Source organism: Bilophila sp. T19-St14, from assembly GCF_059728385.1.
The window spans coordinates 1,989,422-2,006,906 of sequence record NZ_BAAGFT010000001.1 but is presented as its reverse complement, the minus strand read 5'-3'; the positions used below and the strand labels follow the sequence as shown (position 1 = coordinate 2,006,906).

Here is a 17,485-nt window from a genome sequence, read left to right as displayed (position 1 = left end):
TTTACCTCCATGATCTGAATATTTCGCAGATGTATGGGGGGACTGTACGCTAGGAACCGGACAACTGTTTGTCATATTTTTTCTGCATGGAGCGGATTTTTTCTTTCAGGGCCGTTCGGAGGCTTGCCGGCTCGATAACTTCAAGGCCGTCCGCAAAGGAAAGGAGGTAACCCGTCAGCCATTCGTTGATGGGCATTTCCTCATCAATCAAAAAAGAGCCGTCGGGCTGTGGGCGGATATCTTGTTCCGGGAATTCGTCGAATGCCCTGAAAGCGCATTTGGCGTCTATACGGAGCACAACCCGTTGCAGGGTATAGCTTTTTGAGTAGTCCGGCGTCGCCATCGGATCAGCCTGCATGGTGCGCTCGAACGTTTCTTCCATGACGTGCAAATCGCGGATCCGTGAGGCCCGCAGCACCGTTTCCCGGCCTTTTTGCCTGTCGAAGACGCAAACATACCAAGCCCGTTCACGGAACAGCAGGCACAACGGTTCCGCAAAACGCTCGGACACCCGGTTTTCTGAGCTGAAATAGGTGAAGCGGATAACTTTTTTCGCCAAGATGGCTTCTTTGAGATGGTGGAACTTTTCCTTGCCGAACCCGGAGCCGCACCACGAGGAAAAATCCACCCGCAGCCAGCGGTCTTCAGCCTTTCTCCGAAACAGGGCGGCGAGCTTGTGGAGGGCCGCATTGCCGCCGGGGTATCCCGCACCCTCAAGGGCTTGGAGCCCATGCAGAATATCAGCCTGCTCCTGCTCGGTCATGAATGTCTTGTCCAGCGTGAATTCCTTGAGCAGTCCTGTGCCGCCCCCCCGCCCCCGGTTGGAAAAGATGGGGATACCGGCAAGGCTCAAGGCATCCAAATCCCTCTGGATGGTTCTGACGGAGACGGAGCAATGCTCGGCCAGTTCTTTCGCCGTACCGCATGAGCCGCTCATGAGCAAAAAAACGATCTGGAAAAGACGTTCGACGTGCATGGAAAAACTCCTGAAAAGGAGCCCTCCCCCCGCAAAAGCTGTGCGGCGGGCCGCGCCGCGGTATCTTTCAGAAAGCGCGGGGACTGGCTTGGAACAGTTTTCCAAAGGGGCCGTTACAATGATCGATTGATATTTTATTTTTAGTTATAGTCAGATGGATGATAAAATACTTCCGCTATGGATCCTGCCAACGGAAAGGCTGGAGAAAAAGGCCGTATCCCCATATTGGGGAGATGGAACAATCATAGCCTAATGATGGAGCCTTTTCAAAAAGTTTGGCTCTGTCATAGTATGTGGTTGTTTCATCTCCACAGTGCGGTGAAAATACAGCCTTTTTCTCTGGTTTTCCCCTTGGCGGGATCTACGGCTAAGGCATTTTATCGGTTAATCCTTTGGAACTTCAAGGAAAAAAGCATCAACCATTTTCCATAACACAGCCTTTTTCTTTGGCCTGTCATGGGATATGTTGTTTTATCTCCACAGCATGGTGAAAATGCAGACTTTTCTTATTTTCCGTTGATGTTTTATGGCTGCGGCACATTATTGGTTATTCCCTTGGATTTTCGAGAAGGAAAGCATCACCCGGCTCCTATGGCACAGCCTTTTGTTTTGCACTGGCCGTCGTGCTTCCGAACCCTTGATGCCCCATTGCGGCCCGTATTTCACCATCGTTTCAGCGTAAGCATCTTGTAGGGGGCCGTACCGGACGGGGCATACTCTTTCGGCACAACGCCTTATGGGAGATGTCTGTTTTGCGGCAATGCTTCTCCGCCAGCGCCACCTTTCCGCCAACTTCACGTTTTCCTTCCGGGTGCATCCCCTTTGCGCCGCAACGCCTTTCCAACAAACAACACCCCGCGCAAACGGATACGTTTGGGCGGGGCTTCTTGCCGACAGGGAAAGCCGGCAGCAGGGATTCGATAAGGGCAAAAGTCTTTGAAAGGAAAGGGGTGGGGTTTGGGGAGGGGAAAGGAAAACTTTCTTCAGAAAGTTTTCCTTTCCCCTCCCCAATCTTCAATTCAAAAAAACTATTCGCCAAGCCACTTGTTGCGGATGGCCTTTTCCTTGCCGTTCTCGCGGATGGCCTTGAGGCCCTTGTTGACTTGGGCGGCGAGTTCGGCGTTGTCCTTGCTGAACACGAAACCGATGTATTCGGCGTCTTCGGTGAGGAAGGCGACCTTCATGAGATCCTTGTAGCCTTCCTTGCGGCTGGCGTAGTAGCGGGCGACGGGGTCGTCGCAGACCACGACGTCGAGGCGGCCGTTGCGCATGTCTTCAAACACAAGGCCGACTTCGTCATAGGTGCGGAGGTCGATGTCCACGTTCATCTTGCGCAGCGCTTCGATGGCGGTGGTGCCGATCTGCACGCCTACCTTCTTTCCCTTGAGGTCTTCGGGCTTCTTGATGGCGGAGTCCTTGGCGACGACGACGGCCTGATGGACTTCGTAGTAGGGATCGGAGAACACATAGGCCTTCTTGCGCTTGTCGGTGATGGTCACGCAGGAAGCGATGACGTTGGCCTGCCCGGATTCGAGCGACGCGAAGATGCCGTCCCACGCGATGTTGCGGAACTCGCTCTTCATGCCGATTTCTTCGGCGATGGCGGCAATGATGTCGCGGTCATAGCCGATGATGTTCTTGTTTTCGTCAAGAAATTCCATGGGCGGCCATGTGGGGTTGGCGGCGGCGATGAGCGTTTTTTCTGCGGCGAATGCGGAGCCGCAAAGCACCAATACGGCGAGAAGGCTGGTCAATACGGTACGAAACATGGTTTCTCCTCCTAAAAATAAGGAAGGAGTATTAGGCATGAGCAGGGGGCGCGTCAACAGAAAAGAAAAGCGGCCGCAGGGAGATGGGCGCAACAGGAGGAATGCGGCATCCGTGATCCGGCGCGGGGCGCGGCTTTACGGAAATACGGCATCTGCTCTTGATTTTTGTTGATGGATGCGTGATTCTAGGCGTTGATATGCTGGGGAAGGGTGTGTGCCGCAGGAGTCGGGGATTCCGGCGGCATGGGAAACGCCCCTCCCCGGAACAGGGGGGCCCGCGTTGGAGGAATCGCGTGGGTGCCTCCCGGTTTTCGTCGCCGGGACGGGTCCGTCCCTCCGCAGTGGAAAAGGCCACGCCGTTTTTCCGAAGGTTCCGGATGCGGCCCTTCCTTTCTCCCCTAACCTAAAGAGGTTGATAATGAAACGTATCGCTGCCCTGATCATGGGTCTTGCCCTCATGACCGTGCTGGTCGCCCCCGCCTCTGCCAAAGAACTTGTCGTCGCTCACGACACCAACTTCATGCCCTTTGAATTCAAGGGGCCGGACGGCAAGTTCACCGGTTTTGACATTGAACTCTGGGAAACCATCGCCAAGAAGCTGGGCCTCTCCTACAAGTTTCAGCCTATGGACTTCAACGGCATCATCCCCGGCCTCCAGACCGGCAACGTGGATGTGGGCATCGCCGGCATGACCATCACGCCTGAACGCGCCAAGGTCGTGCAGTTCTCCGACGGCTATTACACGTCCGGCCTCAAGATCCTCGTCCGTGAAGACGAAAAGAACATCAGCAAGGTTGAGGATCTCGCCGGCAAGGTCGTTGCCGTGAAGACCGGCACCTCTTCCGTACCGTTCATGAAGGACTTCGGCAAGGCGAAGGAACTGAAGCAGTTCCCCAACAACGACGGCATGTTCTTTGAACTGCTCAGCAAGGGCGTCGACGCCGTGGTGTTCGACATGCCCGTGGTGACCGCGTTCGCCACCACCGCCGGCAAGGGCAAGGCCAAGGTCGTCGGCCCCCTGTACGAAGGCCAGAAGTACGGCATCGGCTTTACCCAGGGCAGCGAAGAGCTGGTGAAGAAGGTCAACGGCGTCCTTGCGCAGATGCGCAAGGACGGCTCCTACGCCAAGCTGTATGAAAAGTGGTTCGGTTTCGCACCCAAGGAATCCGATATGTAGGGTGTCTCTATTCGCTGGAATAGAGCAACGGGGAGGTTTCTGCCTCCCCGTCCCTTTTTCTCCTTTAATCCATCGGGTGCCTCATGGCTTTTGATTTTGAACCTTCGATCATTCTGGAAACCGCGCCCCAGCTCCTCGGCGGGATGAAGCTGACGCTCATCATCACGCTGGGCGGGCTGCTCGTCGGTCTGCTGCTCGGCATCATCACCGGGCTTGCCAATACCTCTCGGAACCGCCTCCTCCGCGGCATCGCCATCATTTACATCGAAACGATCCGCGGGACGCCGCTTATCGTTCAGGTAATGTTCCTCTATTTCGGCCTGCCGCTGGCCCTTGGCATGCGCATCCCCCCCGACGTGGCGGGCGTCATCGCCATCGGCGTGAACTCCGGCGCGTACATCGCTGAAATCGTGCGCGGCGCCATCGAGTCCATCGACAAGGGGCAGATGGAAGCCGGACGGTCCACCGGGCTCACGCAGGCCCAGACCATGCTCTACATCATTTGGCCTCAGGCTTTTAGGCGCATGATCCCGCCGCTGACCAACCAGTGCATCATCTCGCTGAAGGACACCTCCCTGCTCGTCGTCATCGGCGTGGGAGAGCTGACCCGGCAGGGGCAGGAAATCATCGCCGTGAACTTCCGGGCCTTTGAAGTGTGGATTACCGTCGCCATCTTCTATCTGGCCATGACGCTGAGCATTTCCGCGGTGCTCCGCTATTATGAGCGCAAGCTCATGATCGGCAGGCGCTCCGTCCCGGCGGTTCCGTCGGATCCGCTCGTGTAGGGCCGTTTCATTTCATCTTTTCATGCCTCGTTTTGTTGGGAGGAGAAGGTTTCATGTCCAGCGCACAGCCGGCACAGCACAAGTCCCCGCTTGTTCCGAGCCTTTTTAAGACAATCCGCAGCGGGTACAGCCTTGGGATGCTGTCCAAGGACATTTCGGCGGGGATCACCGTGGGCGTGGTGGCGCTTCCGCTCGCGCTTGCGTTCGCCATCGCTTCAGGTCTGACGCCGGAACGGGGGCTGTACACGTCCATCGTCGCCGGTTTCTTCATGGCGTTTTTCAGCGGAAGCCGGTTCCCGGTCAGCGGGCCGACGGGCGCGTTCGTCGTCATCATTTACAGCATCGTGTCCCGGCACGGCTACGAGGGGCTTGTCCTGACCACGCTGATGGCGGGCATCCTGCTTGTCATCTTCGGGTTCCTGCGGCTGGGGGCGCTGGTCAAATACATCCCCTACCCGGTGACGACAGGGTTCACCGCCGGGATTGCGCTGCTGATCTTCTCCTCTCAGATGAAGGATTTCTTCGGGCTGCCGCTTGTCGATACGCCGCCGGAATTTTTCGACAAGTGGGGGGCTTATGCCCAAAACGCCATGGATTTCAGCCCCGCGACGTTCGGGGTGGCGGCCTTCACGCTGCTGGTCATCCTGATCGTCAGGCGCAAGATCCCCAAAGTTCCCGCGCCCGTGGTGGCCGTGTTCCTGTCCACGCTGCTGGTGTGGCTGTTCTCCCTGCCCACCGATACCATCGGTTCCCGGTTCGGCTCGCTGCCCACGGGCTTCCCTGAGTTCACTTTGCCGTACGGGATCACCTTCGAGCGCATCCGCGAGCTGTTCCCCGATGCGTTGACCATCGCGCTGCTGGCGGGCATCGAGTCGCTGCTGGCCTGTGTGGTGGCGGACAGCATGACGGGCGACAGGCATAATTCAAACATGGAGCTGATTTCGCAGGGCATCGGCAACGTGGCCTCGGTGTTCTTCGGCGGCTTCGCCGCCACGGGCGCCATTGCCCGCACGGCGACCAACGTGCGCGCCGGTGCGAATTCGTCCATTTCCGCCATCGTGCATTCCCTGTTCCTCGTCGTGGTGGTCATGTGGCTCCTGCCGTTGACCGAGTATATCCCGCTGGCGGCCCTCGCCGCCGTGCTGGTCATGGTCGCCTATGACATGAGCGATCTGCGGACGGTGCGGCATATTTTCCAGGGGCCGAAGTCCGACTGGTCGGTGATGATCCTGACCTTCGCGCTGACGGTGGTCTTCGATCTGACCGTAGCCGTGTATACCGGGGTCATGCTGGCTTCCCTGCTGTTCATGCGCCGCATGAGCGAATTGACGGGCATCCACACCTGCGTTTCCGGCGAAGAGGAAGAGGCCGCCGCGCACGACATCCCGCTTCCCGATGAGGAAGCCGTGCCTGACGGCGTGGAGATTTTTGCCATCAACGGGCCGCTGTTCTTCGGGGTGGCCGACCGGTTCCAGTCCACGCTGGATGCGATGGAGACGCCTCCCAAGGTGTTCATCATGTACCTGCACAACACGCCCGCCATCGACATGACCGGCATCCACGCGCTGGAGGCGTTCCTTGAGCGCCGTCAGGAAGGCTGCCGCGTCCTCTTTGCCGCCGTGCAGGAACCCGCCCGCAGGACGCTCCAGCGGGTCGGTATCCTCCGCGCCGTTGGTGAGGAGAACATCTACCCGTCGCTTGACGAGGCACTTTTGCGCGCCGAAGAGATCCTTGAGGAAGAGAAACGGAAGTAGATCGCCATATGGGATCGGGGAGAAGCGGGAGGGCTTTTCTGGAGAAAGCCTTCCCGCCCCTTCCCGAAACCGTTGGGCTGGCCCGTGCCTTTCCAAAGGCTCCCCGTTTATCGGGCCGTTGCCGCCGGTTTTCCCGGCGGGCCGCGTCTGGACGATGCCGTCCGGGCGTTTTTTTTAGGCTGTGTTATAGAAAATGGTTGATGCTTTTTTCCTTGAAACTCCAAAGGGATAACCGGAAAAATACCTTAGCCGTGGATCCCGCCAAGGGGAAAACTGGAAAAAAAGCTCTATTTTTCACCGCACGGTGGAGATGAAACAACCACATACTATAACAGAGCTTTTTTTATGGGAGAGCCTTTGGGATGGGCGTGGAAAAAAGCGGCCTGCGGTGAAGGGGGAAAAGGAGGGCCGTCCGGCGCGCAGGCGGCCGTTTGTCTTGCTTGGCGGTTGTATGCTAGTTTTGGGGCGGATATTGTGCATGGGGCGTTGGCGTTTGCCCCGACGCTGGGCGGGACGGGTGCCATATGTATACGGGCCCGCCGGAGACACTGGGTAAAGGATAAAGTATGATCGTCAGGCTGGCATGTGGGGCGTTGCAGGGCGTGGACGCCTTCCGGGTGGATCTGGAAGTGGATTTCCTGCGGAAGGGGATGCCTGCCTTTGTGATGGTTGGGCTTGCGGAAGGCGCCGTACGCGAAGCCAAGGAACGGGTGTTCGCGGCCATGCGTTCGTGCGGGTTCACGCTGCCTGCGGCGCGCATCACCGTCAATCTGGCGCCTGCGGATCGCCGGAAGGCCGGAAGCGCCTATGACTTGCCGCTGGCTGTGGCTTTGCTGGGCGCGGCGGGCATCTTGCCTGCGGAACGGCTGGAGGGCTGGTTCCTCGCCGGTGAGCTTTCGCTGGGCGGCGCCATCAAGCCTGTGCCCGGTATCCTGCCGCTCGGCATATTGGCCCGGAACGAAGGCGCAAAGGGCATCGTCACCGCCCCGGAAAACGCCTCTGAAGCGGCCTTGGTCAAGGGGCTTCCCGTCTATGGCCCGGCGACGCTGGACGAAGCCGTGCGCTTCCTCACGGGCGAATGCGAGCTGACGCCCGCCGCGCCGCCCGTATCTGATGCCGGCCCTGCGCGGGGGATTCTGGATTTCGCTGACGTCAAAGGGCAGGAGCATGCCAAGCGGGCCATCGAAATTGCGGCGGCGGGCGCGCACAACCTGTTGCTCATCGGCCCGCCCGGAAGCGGCAAGACCATGCTCGCCAAGCGCATCCCGTCCATACTCCCGCCCCTTGCGCCGGATGAGGCGCTGGAAGTGACCAAAATCTACAGCGTGGCGGGGATGCTCGGCGGCAAGGGGCTCGTATCCGAGCGGCCCTTCCGCGAACCGCACCACACGGTATCCGATGCGGCGCTGGTCGGCGGCGGGATGTATCCCCGGCCCGGCGAAGTTTCTCTCGCCCACCGGGGCGTGCTGTTTCTCGACGAGCTGCCGGAATACGGCAAGAATACGCTCGACATGCTCCGGCAGCCGCTTGAGGGCGGTACGGTGACGGTATCCCGGTCGGCGCATTCGGTAACCTTTCCGGCTGACTGTATGCTGGTGGCGGCCATGAACCCGTGCCCTTGCGGCTATGCTACCGATCCCCGGCATACGTGCGTCTGTTCGCCGGGGCTGATCCGGCGGTATCGGTCGCGGCTTTCCGGGCCGCTTCTGGATCGCATCGACCTGCACATCAACGTGCCCGCCGTGCCGTATGAGGAGTTGCAGGCAGGGGCCTCGCCTGTGACGTCGGCCCGGATGCGCGAACGTGTGCTTGTTGCGCGGGCCGTGCAGCAAGCGCGCTATGCGGAGGTTCCCTATTGCCGGACGAATGCCGATCTTTTCGGCAGCCTTCTTGAGGAGCACTGCCGCATGGGAGCGCCGGAAAGGGCTTTCCTGCGGGAAGCCGTGCGGCGGCTGGCGCTTTCCGCCCGCGCCTATACGCGGATCTTGCGGATAAGCCGGACGATTGCGGATCTCGCCGGGGCGGAATCCATCGGGGTTCCCCATCTGGCTGAGGCCATAGGCTGCCGCGTGCTGGACAGGGAAGATCTCTAGGCCCTCCCCCAAACGGCGGGGATGGGCTGTCTGAGGGGAAGCTGGCACGGGCCGTGCGTTCCCCTCATTGTTTCGTTTTTCCATCATCAACCTTCATTCAAGGAGCATGTCATGTCGTTCAGACTGATGGACAAAGCCAGGGCCGCCGGCTGAGCGGCGAAGACGGCTCCAGAGTTGCTGGAGCAGGTATTGTCGTCCCTGCCGGGGGTACCGGATCCGGAGGGGCGCGTGTTGCACGGTTTCGAGCACAATGAAGACGCCGTGATCCTCCGCACGCCGCCTGCGGGGATGGCGCTGGTGCAGACGGTGGATGTGCTGAGCCCTCTCGGAAACAATCCCCGGCTGTTCGGTCAGGTTGCGGCGGCGAACGCGCTTTCGGACGTGTACGCCGTCGGAGGGTTTCCGTGGTCGGCGATGAATATCGCGGCGTTCCCGGCTCAGGATGTGCCGCTGGAGGTCTTTGCCGAGATTTTGGCGGGCGGCCTTGAAAAAATCGCCGAGGCCGGGGCCGTGCTTGCCGGTGGGCATACGCTGGAAGACGCGGAAATCAAATACGGCCTGTCCGTGACCGGCTATGTGGCTCCTGACGCCGTAGCCAGCAATGCGGGGCTGCGCCCCGGAGATGCGCTCGTGCTGACCAAGCCGCTCGGCACGGGCGTGCTGGCGACCGCAATCAAGGCGCAGTGGGACGGCAGCGACAAGGCCGAAGCCGATCTCTACCGTTGGGCGACCCATCTGAATGCGAACGCCGCCGAAGTGCTGCGGGCCATGAACCTCAAGGCCGCGACGGATATCACGGGGTTCGGGCTCGGCGGGCACCTGCTGGAGATGGCGCGGGGTTCCCAAGCCGTCGTCGAGGTGGATACCGCCTCGCTGCCGTTTATCGACAATGTGGAGGAGTTCGCCTCTGACGGCCTGATCCCCGCAGGCAGTTACGCCAACCGCAGGCATTGTTCCTGCCGCACGCATGTGGGCCCCGGTGTGGACAGCCTGAGGGCCACCCTCGTATTCGACGCGCAGACGTCCGGGGGGCTGGTGCTGGCTGTGCCTCAGGAGCGCGTGGAGGAGGCTCAGGAGCGTCTTGCCGCCCTCGGTGAACCCGCGTGGCTTATCGGGCGCGTTTTGCCCTTGAGGGACGGCCCTCAGCTTCTTTTGAGCTGAGGGGTGAAGGCAGCAGGAGGGGGAGAGGAACCCTTCTGAAGAAGGGCTTCCTCTCCCCCTCCTGCACCTCCCCCTCTCCTCCTAAGACTTTCGAGTGGTGGGGAGGCCGCACGCTGGGGTGTGCCCATACAAATAAAGAATAAATATATTTTTACAAATGGTTATATCTAATTTCTAGCATGCTGAATGTTCCTTGCAACCCGCTTCAGCCATTGGAAAAATTCAGCATAGTGTGAATATGCCTTAGTTTGTGTCGGCAATTAAATATAATTTGTTGAAATTATGTAACTATTTTTTAAGGTTGTAAAAAGATTGTTTGCAATAATTTCAAATAATTATATGTAAAATGACGACACAACCTAGAGCGTTTTTATGTTGAAAATACTCTTCCGACTGCGGGAAGCAGGCGGTTGTTGCGAAGGTGTAAGCGCAATGTATTTGCGTTGTTCAATGCCGGAGCGGGCGTGTCTTAAACTTTAAAATTGTACATTTTTAAAGTTCATTTGCTCTAAAATATCGATTTGTTGCGGCATGGCCTTTATAAAAAGGCTGTGTCCTAGAAAATGGCTGATGCCTTTTTCCTTGAAGTTCCAAAGGAATAATCAGCAAAATACCTTAACTCTAGATTCCGCCAATGGGAAAACTGGATAAAAAGACCGTATTTTCACCGTACTTTGGAGATGAAATAGCCACATACTATGACAGAGCCTATAAAAAAGTAGGCTGTGTTATAAAAATGGTTGATGCTTTTTTCTTTGAAGCTCCAAAGGGATAACCGGAAAAATGCCTTATCCGTGGCTCCCGCCAAGGGGAAAAACGGAGAAAAAGGTTGTATTTTTAACACAGTATAGAGATGAAACAATCACAAACTATAACAGAGCTAAAAAGTAAGGTTTTGCGCCGCCAAAGCATATGAAAAGGCCGGACGGCATTGCCGTCCGGCCTTTTCCTATGCTTTTTGAGGGGGCCGGGGGGAATCATTCCCCCCGGCGGGTGCAGGGCGGAACCCTGCCGGGGTTCCGGGGCAGCGCCCCGGCTCATTCAGCTAGTAGATCCATTTCTTGCCGTCATAACGGGTCAGTTCGCGGATGCGGCGGGCTTTCGGGGCCGTGAAGGTGCCCGTCTTGGCCTCGGAGATGGTCTTGCCGGTGCATTCATATACCTTTTCAAGATACACGATGTGGCCCACATATTCGCAGCCGGGGCCCTTGCCGGGATAGATTTCCGTGGTCATGGTGGAGGCGTCCACTTCCGTATAACGGGCCACATAGCCCTTGCCCTGCTTGGTCACCAGCATGTTTTTGCGGTTGTTCTTCAGGGTGTCGTTGGCGCGGGCCACATGGTTCTTGGCGAAAGCGTCGAGTTTGGCCTTCACTTCAAGGGTGGTTTCCTGAGCGGGGGCGGCGCTGGGCTTAGCGGCCTGAACCTGTTGGCCGCAGATCAGGGAGGACGAAAGAACCAGAGCGAACAGTGCGGATTTCTTGATTAACTGCATTGGGGAAAGATCCTCTTGAGCACAAAAGGCCCGACGGGACTCCGCCGGGCCTTTGTTGATTGTTGCCTGCGTACTAGTCCATGAAGACCAGTTCGGTGCGGCGGTTCATGTACCGGCCTTCTTCCGTATTGTTGTCATAGCGGAAAGACTTGCCCTTGCCGATGGCGATCATACGGCTGGCGGGCACGCCCTGCGTAACGAGATAGTTCTTCACGGCGTCGGCGCGGCGCTGGGAGAGCTTCAGGTTGTAAGCGTCGGTGCCGATGCTGTCGGTCCAGCCGAGGAGCTGCACCTTCATGTCCGGGTGTTCCATAATGATGCGGGCGGCTTCGTTCAGGATGCCCTGAGCTTCGGAGGTCAGGTCATACTTGTCGAAGGCGAAATTGACGCCGCGGAGGACGACAACGTCTTCAACGACGGCCACGCGTTCCTGGCAGAACACATCGCCCACGAACTTGTCGACGGCGGCGTCGCTCTTGAGAAGGTCGATGGCCTTGACGGAGACGGAGCAGGCGTTGAGGGCCGCGATGGCGTCCAGAGTGGCCTGGCCTTCGGGGGAGGAGGCAACGGAGATCACATGGAAGCAGACGTTCGGATTGGCGGCGTAGATGGCCTTGACTTCGTCGATGGCGCTGATGCCGCGGTTGCTTTCACCGTCGCTCACGAGGATGACGGCAGCGCGCGGGGTCATCTGGCTGATGATGCCGTTGTGGGCCTGGATGCCGTCGCCCATGGGCGTGAAGCGGGCGAAGGTTTCGAGGTTGTCCTTCAGGCTGTCGACGCCGGCGGCGAGGGTGGAGGGAACCCACGGGCCCTGATTCACGACCGCGCCGTAAGGGGCGAAGGTGTACAGGCCGCCCTGATAGCCGAGATCGGGCACCACGGCGTTGACGCGCTTGATGACTTCCTTGGCAACGGCCATCTTGGTCTTGCCGACGGAGGGGAAGTTCATCATCATGGAGCCGGAGTAGTCCACCAGATAGTTGAAGCTTTCAATGCGCTTCTGGCAGATTTCGACCGAGTGGGCCGCAAAACCGGCCGTAGCCCAAGCGAAAATCAGGGCGACGGCGAGGACAATAGAACGGGAAAATTTCATGTGAGCCTCCGTTTCTTTGAGTTAGGCGTTTTCACCCCGGCCGGAGCGGCAAGGGCAAAGCGTCCTGCAAAAATTGACAGCGAATATGTGCGGCAAGGCCCTTTGGCCTTTCCCTTGCTCAGGAGGTGCTGCAATGTCGTCCCGGCCGGGCATCCTCATAACGTCATCCGGCCGGCGAAACCGTTCTTTCGGCATTGCCATATTCACTTGACTGAGACTCTACCTGTGGGTTGTGCAAAGGTAAAGAGCCTTACTTGTATTTTTTTCCCGAAACAGGGTCTTTTCAATGAGAGATGGCAATAAAAAAACAGGGCGAGAGAAAACCTCTCGCCCTGTATGGGAACAATGCCTACGCAGCCGCTTGCCGAAAGGCTTTACGGCGCGTCATCTTCCCTAAGATGGGATCACACGCAGCCGGTGGGCTTGGGCAGACCAGCCATCTTGCAGGCCCCCTTGCCGGGGCCGGAGGGGAAGAGTTCGTACACTTCTTTCAGCTTGTAGCCGGTGTTCTTGGACAGGATGCGCACCATAGGAGCGATCCCGTTCTTGCGGTAGTAGTCCTGAAGGAAGTCAAGAATCTTCTGATGGTCTTCGTTCAGTTCGGTAATCCCTTCGGATTCCTTCACGTATTCCAACCATTCCGGGCACCACTCATCGAACTTGAGCAGGAAGCCGTCTTCATCAACTTCGAAGGTTTTACCCTTGTAGGTGACTTCAGCCATGTGTGCGTCCTCCTTGGACAGTTTATGTGACTAGGAAACCCTGTCACGCTTTTCCATACAGAATGAAATCGAAAAATCTGATGGAATCACTCACCACTCGACGGACCCCAGTGCAGAGCCCGCAGAAAGCAGCCGGATGTGTGGGGGCACATCTGAGGCGCTTCCATATTGGAGGGCATCTATCACAGCGTTATGGAAATGGCAAGCAGTTGTTCCCCTTTTGCTCTTCATTGGGCATTCAGCCAAGCCAGTGCCGCTGAGAGCATTTCGGAACACAATCCGTCCATTTCCGGGCCGTGGTCGTAGCCGGCCAGATGCCCGAGCCCGTGGGCGAGAAGCCTGAGGCAATGTTCCTTGGGCTCTTGCCCGTACAGGAGCGTTTCCCGGTGCAGGGTGTCGACGGAAAAGACGAGACTTCCGAGCTGGACGGGGGCGCCTTCGCCCCCCGGCCCGGCGATCTGCTCGTCTATTGGGAAAGATAAGACATTGGTGGGGCCGTGGCAACCCATGTACCGCAGGTTGTAGCCCGCCATGCCCGCATCGCGCACAAGGATGAGATCCAGCTCCGCAGGCCCGGAACCTGCGGCGCGGAGCATGGCCGAGAGCGCCCGGTGCAGTTCCGCCCTGCAGAACGGGAGCCGCCAGCACAGCCCGCCGCCGGAAAGGTTGAGCCGGAGGTTGCCGGGAGCGGCGGGGGCATCGGTTTGGCCCGGCATAAAGGGGGCGTGTGTGCTCATGGGCGTTTCCCCGTGGGCTTCATGGTCAGCGGCCCTTTGTCGGCGGGTTTCGGCTGGCCGGGAACGACGGGATAGACAAGGTCAATGGGCGTGCCCGGATTCGCTGGAGGGGGCACGGGCGTGTGGGGCTCCGCCGGAGCCGCCGCGCCCTGCTGCCCCGGCCCGTTTGCGGCTGCCGTCGTACCGGAGGGACCCGGCATCATGCTGGAGGCCGCGTAGAGGGCCGTGCGCTTGGCGTCGGGGCGCTGCTCCGGCTTTTCTTCGGGCTTGGCTTGCATCTTGGCCTGTTCGGGTTTGTCGCAGGCCGTTTTTTTGTCCTTGTTCAAGTCGGGGTAGGCGATACGCTGATGGAAAAGCCCCGTCAGGATACGGGCGAAGCTCTCCGAGAGCTTATGAAGGTCTTTGAATGTCAGTTCGGATTCGTCAAGCTGGCCTTCGGAGAAGATCCCCTTCATAATCGTGTCGATATGCGTTTTGATGCGCGCGGGCGTGGGATCGGTGAGCGTACGGCTGGAGGCCTCCACCGCGTCCGCAAGCATGACGATGGCCGCTTCGCGGGTCTGCGGGCGCGGGCCGGGGTAGCAATAGTCCTCAATGCGGGGATTTTCGCCCAATTCCTTGGCCTTGGCGTAGAAAAACTTGATCAGCCCGGTGCCGTGGTGCTGGCGGATGATGTCCCCGATTTCATCGCCCAAATGGTGCTGCGCGGCGAGTTCCGAACCTTTTTTGACGTGCGAAAGCAGGATGAGAGCGCTCATGGCCGGAGCCAGCTTGTCGTGCCGGTTGGGGCCGTTGAACTGGTTTTCGATGTAATAGTCGGGATAGGCCAGTTTTCCGATGTCGTGGTACAGGGCCGCGACCTTGCACAGCAGGCTGTTCGCGCCCACGGCCTTGGCCCCGGCCTCCACCATGTTGGAGACGACCAGCGAGTGATGGTAGGTTCCCGGAATGGCCACCATGAGGTCTTGGAGAAGCGGCTGTTCAAGGTTCATCAGCTCCATGAGCCGGAACCGGGTGGTGTACCGGAAGGCCATTTCGATGATCGGGCTGATGGCGAACAGGATGGCTATGGAAATGAAGGCGTTGAGGGAAACGATGCCGAAGAGCCACAGGAACGTGTTGCCGCCCCGGAAACCCTCCAGCCAGCCGCTGCCGAGGGCAATGACGATCTGCCCAAGCGCCAGCGGGATGATGCCGATGACCACGTCCTGCCTGCTCTGCGCCCGGATGACGAGCCAGGTGTTCAGCATGGCGGAGAGGAAGAAGAATAAAAACAGCGGCAGGTCGGCCTTGAGCATGACGCAGGCGAACAGGGATATCAGCAGGCCCACCACGCAATAGCGCCGGGCCGCGAAGATGAGCGCGCACAGCCCCGCGGCGCCCGCCACGGGGAAGAAGTGGATGACGAGGGCGATGTCCTGCGGCTGGACGACTTTGCCCACGAGCATATAGGTGCCTTTCGCCGCGATGCCGAAGGTGAACACCAGCAGCGATATGAACAGAAAGTCTTTTTTCCTTAGGGGGGTGCCTGGTTTTCCGCTTGGGGCCATGAACAGGCCGAGCGTCAGGATAAGCGAGAAGACGAATGTCCCCGCCACGGTGCGCGAATGGATCAGCCCCTCCTGCTTCTGGTAGAGGCTCTGGAGCTTGAGCTGCTTCTCGCGGGTGACCCGCTCGCCCTGATAAACCACGACTTCGCCCTTCTGGATATGGTAGTAGACGGGTTCCACGGTCTGGGCCACCGCATTGCCGAGGGATTGCGTGGCCTCGCGGTTCAGGGTGAGGGTGGGCATGATCAGCGGCGAGAACAGGACCAGCACGGCGCGGCGGCCCTGCGGGGTGAGCTTTTCGGCGGAGCGCAGCTTCTGCGTGAAGGCCGCGAGCACGGCGGGCACGTCACGGATATCCGACACGTTGGGGCGCAGGGTTTCCGCCTTTGTGTCCACGTCGCGGACGATGATCCCGTTCTTGGAGGGCAGGGCAAGGCGCACGTCGCCCACCACGCCCTCGCGCAGGCGGTCTTCAAACCACGGCAGGCCCGTGGAGAGGATGTATTCCTGTACGGCGGGGCTCATCCATTGGGCGAGCAGATCCGTGCTGACCGGCGTCGCGAGTTTTTCCGCAAGCGAAGCGCGCAAGGCGTCCTGTGCCTCCGGGGAGGCCTCCTGCCCGTTGATCAGCTTGAGTATGCCGAAAATCTTCTGCCGCAGCGCGGCGATTTCGGTCACGCTGAGGTCGAACACCGTAGGCTGGAGCATGGCGACCTGATTGCGCTTGAGCTTGGAGGCCTCGGTGTCCTCCACCGTCAGGCTGCGGTGCGCGACGACATCGCTGTCGGCCACCTCCCCGGCCATGAACACCCGGAACTGCATGGGCGGCTGGAGGCCCGCCAGGAACGAGAGCACGAACAGGGTGGCGATCAGGACGGCAAGCCCCGTGCCGTGATGGTGCTGCCGGAACAGCGTCCGTGTTATCCGGGAAAGCTCATTGATGCGAAGAGGGGAATTTCTCGTAGTCATCATAGGCCTGTACTATTCGCCCGACCAGTGGGTGGCGTACCACGTCGGCGGAAGTGAAGTGCCGGAAAGCAACGCCTTTGACGCCTTTAAGGACATGCAGGGCATGTACCAGACCGGAACGGGACGTGCTGTCCTCGCCCTGAGCGGGCAGGTCTATCTGGGTGATGTCGCCGGTGATCGCCGCCCGTGAGCCGAAGCCGAGGCGGGTCAGGAACATTTTCATCTGTTCGCGCGTGGTGTTCTGCGCTTCATCAAGGATGATGAACGCGTCGTTCAGCGTCCTGCCGCGCATGAAGGCCAGCGGCGCGACTTCGATGATGCCCGTTTCCTGAAGCGAAGCCATCTTCTGGGGCCCAAGCATATCAAGCAGGGCGTCGTGGAGGGGGCGCAGGTACGGGTTGACCTTTTCGGCGAGATCGCCGGGAAGGAAGCCGAGCTTCTCGCCCGCTTCGACGGCGGGGCGGGTCAGGATGATGCGGCGCACCCGCCGCGTGTTGAGCATATGTACGGCCATCGCCACGGCAAGGTAGGTCTTGCCGGTTCCGGCCGGGCCCACGGAGAAGACCATTTCGTTGCTGCGCAGCGTTTCCAGGTAGGCGCGCTGGGCGGCGTTGCGGGCGGTGACGGTCTTCTTGGGCAGGGAGAGCACGGCCTCATCGCGGAACGAGCGGCGCAGATCCGAGCCCGGATCGCTTTCAAGGATCTGGAGCCCCTGTTCCAGATCGGAGCTTTGGAGCGCGTGCCCGCTTCGCAGCAGGCCGTAAAACTGGGTGAACAGGTTCAGGATGCGTTCGCGCAGCGCGGGGTCGTCGGACGCCACGGACAGCGTGGCCCCCCGCGTGGAGAGATCCGCCCCGGTGCGCTCGGCGATGGCGTTGAGGTGGGCGTTGTGCGGCCCGAACAGGGCATTGGCCAATGTCGGGTCATCAAAGGACAGGGTTTCCACAAAGGCCGTTGACGATGCGGGTTTTTGCATAAGCTCAGAGAGGCGGCCTCAGGCCGCCGGAGGGGACGGTTTGTCGGATCCGCTGCACGGGCGGCGGGCCGTCCGGCAGTTCGGGAATGCCCTGCCGCGGAACGCCGCTTTCCCATCCGTGGCGTTGCCTGCATACAAGGTAGGTTGAACCTATCGTATTTGCGACGAAGCGTCTACGGTTCCTTGTTTCGTGTGGGAGGGTTGATAATGCGGGGGAGGGGAGAA

General features: G+C 59.4%; 13 protein-coding genes. 5 read left to right on the top strand and 8 right to left on the bottom strand.

Features of this window, described 5'->3' with window-relative positions:
* Positions 1 to 49 precede the first annotated feature (49 nt).
* Together AC6I1V_RS08565 and AC6I1V_RS08560 are read right to left on the bottom strand one after the other, a co-directional pair.
* Positions 50 to 976: a helix-turn-helix transcriptional regulator gene (locus AC6I1V_RS08565; RefSeq protein ID WP_486854500.1), complete on the bottom strand. Its 927-nt coding sequence runs from the start codon at positions 974 to 976 to the stop codon at positions 50 to 52.
* Positions 977 to 2,004: 1,028 nt separating this feature from the next.
* Positions 2,005 to 2,745: a basic amino acid ABC transporter substrate-binding protein gene (locus AC6I1V_RS08560; protein WP_302552908.1), complete on the bottom strand. Its 741-nt coding sequence runs from the start codon at positions 2,743 to 2,745 to the stop codon at positions 2,005 to 2,007.
* Between the two features lie 418 nt (positions 2,746 to 3,163).
* Between AC6I1V_RS08560 and glnH the strand changes: the two genes are divergently transcribed.
* From glnH to selD, 5 genes are all read left to right on the top strand, one after another.
* Complete coding sequence (glnH, locus tag AC6I1V_RS08555; protein ID WP_302552907.1) at positions 3,164 to 3,922, top strand: glutamine ABC transporter substrate-binding protein GlnH; 759 nt, start codon at positions 3,164 to 3,166, stop codon at positions 3,920 to 3,922.
* A gap of 83 nt (positions 3,923 to 4,005) precedes the next feature.
* Positions 4,006 to 4,707 (top strand): amino acid ABC transporter permease, encoded by a 702-nt coding sequence (locus AC6I1V_RS08550; RefSeq protein ID WP_302552905.1) that lies wholly within the window; start codon positions 4,006 to 4,008, stop codon positions 4,705 to 4,707.
* A 53-nt stretch (positions 4,708 to 4,760) separates the two neighbouring features.
* Positions 4,761 to 6,461 (top strand): SulP family inorganic anion transporter, encoded by a 1,701-nt coding sequence (locus tag AC6I1V_RS08545; RefSeq protein WP_308771762.1) that lies wholly within the window; start codon positions 4,761 to 4,763, stop codon positions 6,459 to 6,461.
* 566 nt (positions 6,462 to 7,027) lie between these two features.
* Positions 7,028 to 8,554, top strand: a complete 1,527-nt coding sequence (locus AC6I1V_RS08540; RefSeq protein WP_486854501.1) for a YifB family Mg chelatase-like AAA ATPase — start codon at positions 7,028 to 7,030, stop codon at positions 8,552 to 8,554.
* A 111-nt stretch (positions 8,555 to 8,665) separates the two neighbouring features.
* Complete coding sequence (selD, locus tag AC6I1V_RS08535) at positions 8,666 to 9,715, top strand: selenide, water dikinase SelD (RefSeq protein ID WP_486854502.1); 1,050 nt, start codon at positions 8,666 to 8,668, stop codon at positions 9,713 to 9,715.
* 1,045 nt (positions 9,716 to 10,760) lie between these two features.
* Here the strand turns inward: selD and AC6I1V_RS08530 are convergent.
* From AC6I1V_RS08530 to AC6I1V_RS08505, 6 genes are all read right to left on the bottom strand, one after another.
* A complete protein-coding gene (locus tag AC6I1V_RS08530) occupies positions 10,761 to 11,210 on the bottom strand; it encodes a hypothetical protein (RefSeq protein WP_308771504.1) in 450 nt (149 codons plus the stop codon).
* Between the two features lie 73 nt (positions 11,211 to 11,283).
* Positions 11,284 to 12,306, bottom strand: coding sequence for an OmpA family protein (locus tag AC6I1V_RS08525; RefSeq protein ID WP_302552900.1), 1,023 nt, complete (start codon positions 12,304 to 12,306; stop codon positions 11,284 to 11,286).
* A 404-nt stretch (positions 12,307 to 12,710) separates the two neighbouring features.
* Positions 12,711 to 13,028: a TusE/DsrC/DsvC family sulfur relay protein gene (locus AC6I1V_RS08520; protein WP_302552899.1), complete on the bottom strand. Its 318-nt coding sequence runs from the start codon at positions 13,026 to 13,028 to the stop codon at positions 12,711 to 12,713.
* A gap of 227 nt (positions 13,029 to 13,255) precedes the next feature.
* Positions 13,256 to 13,765 (bottom strand): rRNA maturation RNase YbeY, encoded by a 510-nt coding sequence (gene ybeY / locus AC6I1V_RS08515; RefSeq protein WP_486854886.1) that lies wholly within the window; start codon positions 13,763 to 13,765, stop codon positions 13,256 to 13,258.
* Positions 13,762 to 16,287, bottom strand: a complete 2,526-nt coding sequence (locus AC6I1V_RS08510) for an HD family phosphohydrolase (RefSeq protein ID WP_497736963.1) — start codon at positions 16,285 to 16,287, stop codon at positions 13,762 to 13,764. Before AC6I1V_RS08510 ends, ybeY begins: the two co-directional genes overlap by 4 nt.
* On the bottom strand, positions 16,250 to 17,260 hold the full coding sequence (locus tag AC6I1V_RS08505; RefSeq protein WP_337431443.1) for a PhoH family protein: 1,011 nt from the start codon (positions 17,258 to 17,260) through the stop codon (positions 16,250 to 16,252). Before AC6I1V_RS08505 ends, AC6I1V_RS08510 begins: the two co-directional genes overlap by 38 nt.
* Positions 17,261 to 17,485: the final 225 nt, after the last annotated feature.